Raw genomic sequence first — 11,258 nt, forward strand, 5'->3', positions numbered from 1 at the left:
AGCGAGCACGCAGCGGCAGGCCGCCACCCGGTCTCCGGCGCGCTCGACCGGCGCAGCGGCGCGTGCGTGGCCGCCATGGCCGGCATCTACCGCCGGCTGCTGGACCGCATCGAGCGCGACCCCGAGGCCGTCCTGCGCGGCCGCGTCTCGCTGCCCGGACGCGAGAAGGCCTATGTCGCCGTGCGTGGTCTGTCCGGCCTCGACACCCGGCACGTGACCCGCCACACCCCCGGGCGCTCCGCCAGGAGGCGCGCCTGATGGACCTGACCGAACCAGGAGACATGCGGGAGGCAACCCTCCGCTGCGGCGTGGCGTCCCAGACTGCGACGGCCGGGCGTGCACCGTTCAACCAGCACGGTCGGCACGCACGGAAGGACGCCCGATGAGCGACGGCTCACGCCCCGCGCAGGACCGCACGCGCACGCCGAAAAGCGCAGGACGCAGTGCCGTCGTGGTCGGCGGCGGTCTCGCGGGCGTCACCGCGGCGCTCGCGCTCGCCGACGCGGGCGTCCACGTCACCCTGCTCGAAGGCAGGCCCAGGCTGGGCGGCCTCGCCTTCTCCTTCCAGCGCGGCGAACTGACCGTCGACAACGGCCAGCATGTGTACCTGCGCTGCTGCACCGCCTACCGCTGGTTCCTCGACCGGATCGAGGGCGCGGCGCTGGCACCGCTGCAGGACCGCCTGGACGTGCCCGTCGTCGACGTCGCCAAGCCCGAGGGCAGGCGGCTCGGCAGGCTGCGGCGCGACCCGCTGCCCGTGCCCCTCCACCTGGGGCGCAGCCTGGCCACCTATCCGCACCTCTCGCTCGCCGAGCGTGCCGCGGTCGGGCGGGCCGCGCTCGCGCTCAAGGGGCTCGACCTCGCCGATCCGGCCCTGGACACGCAGGACTTCGGCAGCTGGCTGGCCGCCCACGGCCAGTCGGCCCGTGCCGTCGAGGCCCTGTGGGACCTGGTCGGGGTCGCCACCCTCAACGCGGTCGCGGGCGACGCCTCGCTGGGGCTCGCCGCGATGGTGTTCAAGACCGGTCTGCTGTCCGACCCGGGCGCGGCCGACATCGGCTGGGCCCATGTCCCGCTGGGCGAACTGCACGACCGGCTGGCCCGCAAGGCGCTCGACTCCGCGGGCGTCCGTACCGAGGTCCGTACACGCGTCACCTCCGTCTCTACAAACGAGAACGGGACCTGGAGCGTTCAGGTTCCCGGCGAGACGCTTTCCGCCGACGCGGTCGTCCTCGCCGTACCCCAGCGCGAGGCGCACGACCTGCTGCCGTCCGGCGCCCTCGACGCCCCCGGGCAGCTGCTGGAGATCGACACGGCGCCCATCCTCAACGTGCACGTCGTGTACGACCGCAAGGTGCTCGCGCGGCCCTTTCTCGCCGCCCTCGGCACGCCCGTGCAGTGGGTCTTCGACCGCACCCACGCCTCCGGGCTGCGCTCGGGGCAGTACCTCGCGCTGTCCCAGTCGGCCGCGCGGGACGAGATCGACACGCCGGTCGCCGACCTCCGCCAGCGCTACCTGCCCGAGTTGGAACGACTGATTCCGGGTACGCAGGGCGCCGTGGTGAGGGATTTCTTCGTGACCCGGGAGCGTACGGCGACGTTCGCCCCCACCCCCGGCGTCGGGCGTCTCAGGCCCGGCGCCCGCACCAAGGCACCCGGCCTGTACCTGGCCGGAGCGTGGACCGCCACCGGGTGGCCCGCGACCATGGAGAGTGCGGTCCGCAGCGGAGTGAGCGCGGCAGACGCCGTGCTGAGCGCCCTGGGCCGGCCCCGCCCCAGCCGTCTCTTCGCCTTCGAGGAGGCGGCCTGATGCTCGATCAGCAGCCCACGGCAGGCCCCCGCACCTCCGGTACCGCAACAAGAGGAGAGACTGTGCCCACTGTTCCCCCGGCCTCGACGCCCGCGCGAGGGACCGCGGTGGACGTCACCGCGCTGCTGGAGCGGGGCCGGACCATGGCCACACCGGTCCTCCGTGCGGCGGTCGACCGTCTCGCTCCTCCCATGGACACCGTCGCCGCCTACCACTTCGGCTGGATCGACGCCGCCGGCAACCCGGCCGACGGCGACGGCGGCAAGGCCGTCCGTCCCGCGCTGGCCGTGCTCTCCGCCGAGGTCACCGGTGCCGCGCCCGAGGTGGGCATCCCGGGCGCCGTCGCCGTCGAACTCGTCCACAACTTCTCGCTGCTGCACGACGACCTGATGGACGGCGACGAGCAGCGCCGGCACCGCGACACCGTCTGGAAGGTGCACGGTCCCGCCCAGGCCATCCTGGTCGGCGACGCCCTGTTCGCCCTCGCCAACGAGGTCCTGCTGGAACTCGGCACGGTCGAGGCCGGCCGCGCCACCCGCCGGCTGACCAGCGCCACCCGCGCCCTGATCGACGGTCAGGCGCAGGACATCTCCTACGAGCACCGCGACCGCGTCAGCGTCGAGGAGTGCCTGGAGATGGAGGGCAACAAGACCGGCGCGCTGCTCGCCGCCTCCAGCTCCATCGGCGCGGTCCTCGGCGGCGCGGACGACGCCACCGCCGACGCGCTGGAGAAGTACGGCTACCACCTCGGCCTCGCCTTCCAGGCCGTCGACGACCTGCTCGGCATCTGGGGCGACCCGGAGGCCACGGGCAAGCAGACCTGGAGCGACCTGCGCCAGCGCAAGAAGTCCCTGCCGGTGGTGGCCGCCCTCGCGGCCGGCGGTCCCGCCTCCGAGCGGCTCGGCGAGATCCTCGCCGCGGACGCCAAGAGCAGCGACTTCGAGAACTTCTCCGAGGAGGAGTTCGCGGCCCGCGCCGCCCTCATCGAGGCGGCCGGCGGCCGCGAGTGGACGGCCGGGGAAGCGCGCCGTCAGCACATCATCGCCGTCGAGGCCCTCGACGCCGTCCACATGCCCGACCGGGTACGGGACTCCTTCACGGCGCTCGCCGACTTCGTCGTCGTACGGAAGAGATGATCACTATCGGCCGGACAAGCCTCGCGTAGTCGCCGGCCGGTGTCACACCACGGACACCGGCCGACGGCGGACCCACAGCAGCACGACTCGCACGACTGCACGAAGGGGAAGCCATGACAGCGACGACCGACGGAAGTACCGGGGCGACCCTGCCGTCCCGCGCGACCGCGGCCAGCGACACCACCATCACCACCCCCGAGGCGGCCGGGGTGCACGAAGCCGCCGCACACGCCGCACGGCGCGCCACCGACTTCCTGCTCTCCCGGCAGGACGCCGAGGGCTGGTGGAAGGGCGACCTGGAGACGAACGTCACCATGGACGCCGAGGACCTGCTGCTCCGCCAGTTCCTGGGCATCCAGGACGAGAAGACGACACAGGCCGCCGCCCTGTTCATCCGCGGCGAGCAGCGCGAGGACGGCACCTGGGCCACCTTCTACGGCGGGCCCGGTGAACTGTCCACCACGATCGAGGCGTACGTCGCCCTGCGCCTGGCCGGCGACGCGCCCGACGCCCCGCACATGGCGAAGGCCTCCGCCTGGGTCCGCGAGCGCGGCGGTATCGCCGCGGCCCGGGTGTTCACCCGGATCTGGCTCGCCCTGTTCGGCTGGTGGAAGTGGGAGGACCTGCCCGAACTCCCGCCGGAGCTCATCTACTTCCCCCCCTGGATGCCGCTCAACATCTACGACTTCGGGTGCTGGGCCCGGCAGACGATCGTGCCGCTCACCGTCGTCTCGGCCAAGCGCCCCGTGCGTCCGGCGCCCTTCGCGCTGGAGGAGCTGCACACCGACCCGGCGATCCCCAACCCGCCCCGGCCGCTCGCCCCCCTGGCCAGCTGGGACGGTGCCTTCCAGCGGCTGGACAAGGCGCTGCACCAGCTGCGCAAGGTGGCACCGCGCGGACTGCGCAGGGCCGCGATGAACTCGGCGGCCCGCTGGATCATCGAGCGGCAGGAGAACGACGGCTGCTGGGGCGGCATCCAGCCCCCGGCCGTGTACTCGGTCATCGCCCTCCACCTGCTCGGTTACGACCTGGAGCATCCGGTGATGCGCGAGGGTCTCGCCTCGCTGGACCGTTTCGCCGTCTGGCGCGAGGACGGCGCCCGGATGATCGAGGCCTGCCAGTCCCCGGTGTGGGACACCTGCCTCGCCACCATCGCGCTGGTGGACGCCGGCCTGCCGGCCGACCACCCGCAGCTGGTGAAGGCGGCGGACTGGATGCTCGGCGAGGAGATCGTCCGGCCCGGCGACTGGGCCGTCCGGCGGCCTCAACTCCCGCCCGGCGGCTGGGCGTTCGAGTTCCACAACGACAACTACCCGGACATCGACGACACCGCCGAGGTGGGGCTCGCGCTGCGCCGGGTCAGGCACCACGACCCCGAGCGGGTGGACCGGGCGATCGGGCGCGCGGTGCGCTGGAACCTCGGGATGCAGTCGAGGAACGGGGCGTGGGGCGCCTTCGACGCCGACAACACCAGCCCGTTCCCCAACCGGCTGCCGTTCTGCGACTTCGGCGAGGTCATCGACCCGCCGTCCGCGGACGTCACCGCGCACGTCGTGGAGATGCTCGCCGCCGAGGGCCTCGCCCACGACCCGCGCACCCGTCGCGGCATCGAGTGGCTGCTCGCCGAACAGGAGCCCGACGGCTCGTGGTTCGGGCGCTGGGGCGTCAACTACGTCTACGGCACCGGGTCGGTGGTCCCGGCGCTGACCGCGGCCGGACTGCCCGGGGCGCACCCGGCGATCCGGCGGGCGGTGACCTGGCTGGAGTCCGTCCAGAACGACGACGGCGGCTGGGGCGAGGACCTGCGCTCCTACAAGTACGTCAAGGAATGGAGCGGCCGGGGAGCCTCCACCGCCTCGCAGACGGCGTGGGCGCTGATGGCGCTGCTCGCGGCGGGGGAGCAGGGCTCCAGGGCCGTCGAGCGGGGTGTCCGGTGGCTGGCCGAGACCCAGCGGGCGGACGGCACCTGGGACGAGCCGTACTTCACCGGCACCGGCTTCCCCTGGGACTTCTCCATCAACTACCACCTCTACCGGCAGGTGTTCCCGCTCACCGCGCTCGGCCGGTACCTGCACGGCGACCCCTTCGAGCGGAAGCTGCTCGCCGGCACGAGGAGGCCGCCGGCCGGGAGCGAGGAGTCCAAGGAGTCCCTCTCCGAGGCCAGGGGGAGCTGACTTGAGCACCCAGCCCGCCCCGGCCCCGCTGCTGATCGCCTGCGCGCTCGGCATCGAGCACTTCGCCCTGCGCTCCGGCGACCGCGGCGGAGCGGGCGGGCCGGTCACGTTCGTCCGCACCGGGATGGGCCCCCGTGCGGCGGAACGGTCCCTCACCCGGCGTCTGGGCGAACCCGCGCTCGCCGACGCCGCCGTGCTGGCCACCGGGTTCTGTGCCGGGCTCGCCCCCGGCATGCATCCCGGCGACCTGGTGGTGGCCGAGGAGACCCGGGACCCGCGCGGGAACGTCCCGTGCGTCGGCACCGACCTGCTCGTCAAGGAACTCGCGCGCCTGCTGCCCGGGCGCACGGTCCACACCGGCCCGCTCACCGGCTCCGACCACGTGGTCCGCGGACCCGAGCGGTCCGACCTGCGCGCCACCGGCGCCATCGCGGTCGACATGGAGTCGGCGGCCACGCTGCTCACCGCCCTCCGAACGTGCGAGCGCCCCGTCGCCGCCGTCCGGGTGGTCGTGGACGCACCCGAACACGAACTCGTCCGGATCGGCACGGTGCGCGGTGGGATATCGGCCTTCCGCGTTCTTCGATCCGTTCTTCCCGCATTTTTCGAATGGCACCGTTCTTTGCTGCTCCCCCGGAGGTGAGCCAGATGGCCATGCCGTTGCGTCAGTCCATCAAGGTCGCTACATACCTGGCCGAACAGAAGCTGCGCAGGCGGGACAAGTTCCCGCTGATCGTGGAGCTCGAGCCGCTGTTCGCCTGCAATCTGAAGTGCGAGGGCTGCGGCAAGATCCAGCACCCGGCCGGTGTGCTGAAGCAGCGGATGCCGGTCGCCCAGGCGGTGGGCGCGGTCCTGGAGTCCGGTGCGCCGATGGTCTCCATCGCCGGTGGAGAACCGTTGATGCACCCTCAGATCGATGAGATCACACGGCAGTTGGTGGCCAAACGGAAGTACGTCTTCCTGTGCACCAACGCGATGCTGCTGCGCAAGAAGATGGACAAGTTCACGCCCTCGCCCTACTTCGCCTTCGCGGTGCACATCGACGGGCTGCGCGAACGGCACGACGAGTCGGTCGCGAAGGAAGGCGTCTTCGACGAGGCGGTCGAGGCCATCAAGGAGGCCAAGCGGCGCGGCTTCCGGGTGACCACCAACTCCACCTTCTTCAACACCGACACCCCGCAGACCATCGTCGAGGTGCTCAACTTCCTCAACGACGACCTCCAGGTCGACGAGATGATGATCTCGCCCGCCTACGCCTACGAGAAGGCGCCCGACCAGGAGCACTTCCTCGGTGTCGAGCAGACCCGCGAGCTGTTCAGGAAGGCGTTCGCGGGCGGCAACCGCAGGCGCTGGCGGCTCAACCACTCCCCGCTCTTCCTGGACTTCCTGGAGGGCAAGGTCGACTTCCCGTGCACCGCGTGGGCGATCCCGAACTACTCGCTCTTCGGCTGGCAGCGCCCCTGCTACCTGATGAGCGACGGGTACGTGCCGACGTACCGCGAACTCATCGAGGAGACCGACTGGGACAAGTACGGCCGCGGCAAGGACCCGCGCTGCGCCAACTGCATGGCGCACTGCGGCTACGAACCCACCGCCGTCCTCGCCACCATGGGCTCCCTGAAGGAGTCGCTGCGGGCCATGCGCGAGACCGTCTCCGGAAACCGGGAGTGATCCGATGACCGCCGTTCCCTTGGGCGTTCCCGAGGTACCGGCCCGGCCGGTCGCCCCGCGGCGTCAGTCGCGGCAGATCCACGTCGGACCGGTGGCGGTCGGGGGCGGAGCCCCGGTGTCGGTGCAGTCGATGACGACGACCCGTACGTCGGACATCGGGGCAACCCTGCAGCAGATCGCGGAACTCACCGCGTCCGGCTGCCAGATCGTCCGCGTCGCCTGCCCCACGCAGGACGACGCGGACGCCCTCGCCACCATCGCCCGCAAGTCGCAGATCCCGGTGATCGCGGACATCCACTTCCAGCCGAAGTACGTCTTCGCGGCGATCGAGGCGGGCTGCGCCGCGGTCCGCGTGAACCCGGGCAACATCAAGAAGTTCGACGACCAGGTGAAGGAGATCGCGCGCGCCGCGAAGGACCACGGCACGCCGGTCCGGATCGGGGTCAACGCCGGCTCCCTGGACCGGCGGCTGCTGGAGAAGTACGGCAGGGCGACCCCGGAGGCCCTCGTCGAGAGCGCTCTCTGGGAGGCGTCCCTCTTCGAGGAGCACGACTTTCGGGACATCAAGATCTCGGTCAAGCACAACGACCCGGTCGTGATGATCGAGGCCTACCGCCAACTGGCCGAGAGCTGCGACTATCCGCTGCACCTGGGCGTGACGGAGGCGGGCCCGGCGTTCCAGGGCACCATCAAGTCGGCCGTCGCCTTCGGGGCGTTGCTGTCCCGCGGCATCGGGGACACCATCCGGGTGTCGCTGAGCGCGCCGCCGGCCGAGGAGGTCAAGGTCGGCATCCAGATCCTGGAGTCGCTCGGCCTGAGGCAGCGGCGTCTGGAGATCGTCTCCTGCCCCTCCTGCGGCCGCGCCCAGGTCGACGTCTACAAGCTCGCCGACGAGGTGACCGCCGGTCTGGACGGCATGGAGGTGCCGCTGCGCGTGGCGGTGATGGGGTGTGTGGTCAACGGGCCCGGGGAAGCCCGTGAGGCAGATCTCGGAGTTGCCTCAGGCAACGGAAAGGGTCAGATCTTCGTCAAGGGCGAGGTCGTCAAGACCGTGCCCGAGTCCAGGATCGTGGAGACCCTGATCGAGGAGGCCCAGAAGCTCGCCGAGCACATGAAGTGAGTCCAAGCAAGGCACGGACCGAGAGGGGGCCCGAACGTGACGATTCTGGAGACGATCCGGCAACCGCGCGATTTGAAGGCGCTGTCCGAGGCGGAACTCGGTGATTTGTCCGAGGAGATACGTGAATTCCTGGTGCAGGCGGTGTCGCGGACCGGCGGTCACCTGGGGCCCAATCTGGGGGTGGTGGAACTCTCCATCGCGCTCCACCGGGTCTTCGAGTCGCCGGTCGACCGGATCCTGTGGGACACCGGCCACCAGAGCTATGTCCACAAACTTTTGACTGGGCGTCAGGATTTTTCCAAGCTGCGTGGCAAGGGCGGGCTGTCCGGATACCCCTCACGCGAGGAGTCCGAGCACGACGTCATCGAGAACAGCCACGCCTCCACCGCGCTGGGCTGGGCGGACGGCCTCGCCAAGGCAAAGCAGGTACAGGGGGAGAAGGGCCATGTGGTCGCGGTCATCGGCGACGGCGCGCTGACCGGCGGCATGGCCTGGGAGGCGTTGAACAACATCGCGGCCGCCAAGGACCGCCCGCTGATCATCGTCGTCAACGACAACGAGCGTTCGTACGCCCCGACCATCGGCGGCCTCGCCAACCACCTGGCCACCCTGCGCACGACCGACGGCTACGAGAGGGTGCTGGCCTGGGGCAAGGACGTCCTCCTCAGGACACCGGTGGTCGGCGGCACGATCTACGAGGCCCTGCACGGCGCGAAGAAGGGCTTCAAGGACGCCTTCGCCCCGCAGGGCATGTTCGAGGACCTCGGCCTGAAGTACGTCGGCCCGATCGACGGCCACGACATCAAGGCCGTCGAGTCGGCGCTGCGCCGCGCCAAACGCTTCCACGGCCCGGTCCTGGTCCACTGCCTCACCGAGAAGGGCCGCGGCTACGAGCCCGCTCTCGCGCACGAGGAGGACCACTTCCACACCGTCGGCGTGATGGACCCGCTGACCTGCGAACCGCTCGTACCCTCCAACGGGCCTTCCTGGACCTCGGTGTTCGGCGACGAGATCGTACGGATCGGGGAGGAGCGGGAAGACGTCGTCGCCATCACGGCGGCCATGCTGCACCCCGTCGGACTCGGCAGGTTCGCCGAGCGCTTCCCCGACCGGGTGTGGGACGTGGGCATCGCCGAACAGCACGCGGCCGTCTCCGCGGCCGGGCTCGCCACCGGCGGACTGCACCCGGTCGTCGCCGTCTACGCCACCTTCCTCAACCGGGCCTTCGACCAGCTCCTGATGGACGTGGCCCTGCACCGCTGCGGGGTCACCTTCGTACTGGACCGGGCCGGCGTCACCGGCGTGGACGGGGCGTCCCACAACGGCATGTGGGACATGTCCGTCCTCCAGGTCGTCCCCGGCCTGCGGATCGCCGCCCCCCGCGACGACGAGCAACTGCGCGCCCAGCTGCGCGAGGCCGTCGCCGTGGACGACGCGCCCACCCTGGTCCGCTTCCCGAAGGAGTCCGTCGGCCCGCGGATCCCGGCCGTCGACCACGTCGGCGGCATGGACGTCCTGCACCGGGCCGAACGCCCCGAGGTCCTGCTGGTGGCCGTCGGCGTGATGGCGCCGGCCTGCCTGCAGGCCGCGGAGCTGCTGGCGGCGCGCGGGATCAACTGCACGGTGGTGGACCCGCGCTGGGTCAAGCCGGTCGACCCCGCCCTGCCCGGCCTCGCGGCCGAGCACCGCCTGGTGGCCGTGGTGGAGGACAACAGCCGTGCGGCCGGCGTCGGTTCGGCCGTGGCGCTGGCCCTCGGCGACGCCGACGTGGATGTGCCGGTACGGCGGTTCGGCATCCCGGAGCAGTTCCTCGCGCACGCCAAGCGCGGCGAGGTACTGGCCGACATCGGCCTCACGCCCGTCGAGATCGCCGGGCGGATCAGCGCGAGCCTGGCCGTCAAGGACCTGGACGGCACAGCCAAGGAGAGTGAATGACCACCGAGTTCGACCTCGGCGCCCTGCTCGCCGAGCGTGGAGCCGAACGCTACGAGCTGCACTCCAGACACCTGAACCCGCAGCTGCCGCGCATGCTGCACACCATCGGCTTCGACAAGGTCTACGAGCGCGCCGAGGGGGCCCACTTCTTCGACGCGGAGGGCAACGACTACCTGGACATGCTCGCCGGGTTCGGCGTGATGGGGCTCGGCCGCCACCACCCGGTCGTCCGGCGGGCGCTGCACGACGTCCTCGACCTGAACCTCGCCGACCTCACCCGCTTCGACTGCCAGCCGCTGCCCGGCCTGCTCGCGGAACGGCTCCTCGCCCACAGCCCGCACCTGGACCGGGTGTTCTTCGGCAACAGCGGCACCGAGGCGGTCGAGACCGCCCTGAAGTTCGCCCGGTACGCCACCGGAAGGACGCGGATCCTCTACTGCGAGCACGCCTTCCACGGCCTGACCACCGGCTCGCTGTCGGTGAACGGCGAGACCGGCTTCCGCGAGGGCTTCGACCCACTGCTGCCCGACACCGCCGTACCCCTCGGCGATCTCGACGCCCTGGCGCGCGAGCTCAAGAAGGGCGACGTGGCCGCCCTGATCGTGGAGCCGATCCAGGGCAAGGGGGTGCACGAGGCCCCGCCCGGCTATCTGCGCGCCGCGCAGGAGCTGCTGCACCGGCACAAGGCGCTGCTCATCGCCGACGAGGTGCAGACCGGCCTCGGCCGCACCGGCGACTTCTACGCCTACCAGTACGAGGACGGTGTCGAACCGGATCTGGTGTGCGTCGCCAAGGCCCTTTCCGGCGGCTACGTCCCCGTCGGCGCCACCCTCGGCAGGGACTGGATCTTCAAGAAGGTGTACTCGTCCATGGACCGGGTGCTGGTCCACTCGGCGAGCTTCGGCTCCAACGCCCAGGCGATGGCCGCCGGGCTCGCCGTGCTGTCGGTGATGGAGAACGAGCAGATCGTCGCCCACGTGCGGGCCACCGGCGAGCTGCTGAGGTCCCGGCTCACCGCGCTGATCGGCAAGTACGAGCTGCTCGCGGACGTCCGCGGCCGGGGACTGATGATCGGCATCGAGTTCGGCAGGCCGTCCTCGCTGAAGCTGCGCGGCCGCTGGACCATGCTCCAGGCCGCCCGCAAGGGCCTGTTCGCGCAGATGGTCGTCGTACCGCTGCTGCAGCGGCACCGGATCCTCACCCAGGTCTCCGGCGACCACCTCGAAGTGATCAAGCTCATCCCGCCGCTCGTCCTCGACGAGGCCGACGTGGACAGGTTCGTGGACGCCTTCAGCGCCGTCATGGACGACGCCCACAGCGGCGCTGCCGGCCCTGACCGCCGCACCGGCCGAGCGCTTCGACCTGCTCGTGGACTTCCGGGGCCTGGCCGGCCGTACCCTGCGGCTGGTCAA

The 11,258-nt window shown here is 71.3% G+C and carries 10 protein-coding genes; all 10 read left to right on the forward strand.

The genetic code is table 11. From position 1 onward, the window contains the following. Positions 1 to 258, forward strand: a 258-nt coding sequence (locus ACWEN3_RS30865; protein WP_452977282.1) for a squalene/phytoene synthase family protein, incomplete at its 5' end; no start/stop codon positions are given. 23 nt (positions 259 to 281) lie between these two features. Then, positions 282 to 386, forward strand: a complete 105-nt coding sequence (locus ACWEN3_RS30870) for a DUF6380 family protein (RefSeq protein ID WP_452977306.1) — start codon at positions 282 to 284, stop codon at positions 384 to 386. After that, the gene (gene hpnE / locus ACWEN3_RS30875) at positions 383 to 1,810 is read left to right on the forward strand and encodes a hydroxysqualene dehydroxylase HpnE (RefSeq protein ID WP_452977284.1); all 1,428 of its coding nucleotides are present in this window, start codon (positions 383 to 385) and stop codon (positions 1,808 to 1,810) included. Before ACWEN3_RS30870 ends, hpnE begins: the two co-directional genes overlap by 4 nt. Continuing rightward, positions 1,810 to 2,946: a polyprenyl synthetase family protein gene (locus tag ACWEN3_RS30880; protein WP_452977287.1), complete on the forward strand. Its 1,137-nt coding sequence runs from the start codon at positions 1,810 to 1,812 to the stop codon at positions 2,944 to 2,946. The genes hpnE and ACWEN3_RS30880 overlap by 1 nt, the downstream gene beginning before the upstream one ends. A gap of 113 nt (positions 2,947 to 3,059) precedes the next feature. Then, the gene (gene shc, locus ACWEN3_RS30885) at positions 3,060 to 5,120 is read left to right on the forward strand and encodes a squalene--hopene cyclase (protein WP_452977290.1); all 2,061 of its coding nucleotides are present in this window, start codon (positions 3,060 to 3,062) and stop codon (positions 5,118 to 5,120) included. Position 5,121: 1 nt separating this feature from the next. Next, positions 5,122 to 5,763, forward strand: coding sequence for a phosphorylase family protein (locus tag ACWEN3_RS30890; RefSeq protein WP_452977293.1), 642 nt, complete (start codon positions 5,122 to 5,124; stop codon positions 5,761 to 5,763). 5 nt (positions 5,764 to 5,768) lie between these two features. Then, the gene (gene hpnH / locus ACWEN3_RS30895; RefSeq protein WP_452977296.1) at positions 5,769 to 6,791 is read left to right on the forward strand and encodes an adenosyl-hopene transferase HpnH; all 1,023 of its coding nucleotides are present in this window, start codon (positions 5,769 to 5,771) and stop codon (positions 6,789 to 6,791) included. A 4-nt stretch (positions 6,792 to 6,795) separates the two neighbouring features. Next, positions 6,796 to 7,911, forward strand: coding sequence for a flavodoxin-dependent (E)-4-hydroxy-3-methylbut-2-enyl-diphosphate synthase (gene ispG / locus ACWEN3_RS30900; protein WP_452977299.1), 1,116 nt, complete (start codon positions 6,796 to 6,798; stop codon positions 7,909 to 7,911). A 36-nt stretch (positions 7,912 to 7,947) separates the two neighbouring features. Next, a complete protein-coding gene (gene dxs / locus ACWEN3_RS30905) occupies positions 7,948 to 9,846 on the forward strand; it encodes a 1-deoxy-D-xylulose-5-phosphate synthase (protein WP_452977301.1) in 1,899 nt (632 codons plus the stop codon). After that, positions 9,843 to 11,258 (forward strand): aspartate aminotransferase family protein (locus tag ACWEN3_RS30910; RefSeq protein WP_452977303.1); only part of this gene is annotated, 1,416 nt, incomplete at its 3' end. The genes dxs and ACWEN3_RS30910, both read left to right, overlap by 4 nt.

It is taken from the genome of Streptomyces sp. NPDC004561 (assembly GCF_053602155.1).

What these genes read in the sequence shown, in the direction of transcription:
- ACWEN3_RS30870 (WP_452977306.1), top strand. Translation starts at nt 282, where the DNA reads ATGCGGGAGGCAACCCTCCGCTGCGGCGTGGCGTCCCAGACTGCGACG.
- hpnH (WP_452977296.1), top strand. Translation starts at nt 5,769, where the DNA reads ATGGCCATGCCGTTGCGTCAGTCCATCAAGGTCGCTACATACCTGGCC.
- ACWEN3_RS30880 (WP_452977287.1), top strand. Translation starts at nt 1,810, where the DNA reads ATGCTCGATCAGCAGCCCACGGCAGGCCCCCGCACCTCCGGTACCGCA.
- hpnE (WP_452977284.1), top strand. Translation starts at nt 383, where the DNA reads ATGAGCGACGGCTCACGCCCCGCGCAGGACCGCACGCGCACGCCGAAA.
- ispG (WP_452977299.1), top strand. Translation starts at nt 6,796, where the DNA reads ATGACCGCCGTTCCCTTGGGCGTTCCCGAGGTACCGGCCCGGCCGGTC.
- shc (WP_452977290.1), top strand. Translation starts at nt 3,060, where the DNA reads ATGACAGCGACGACCGACGGAAGTACCGGGGCGACCCTGCCGTCCCGC.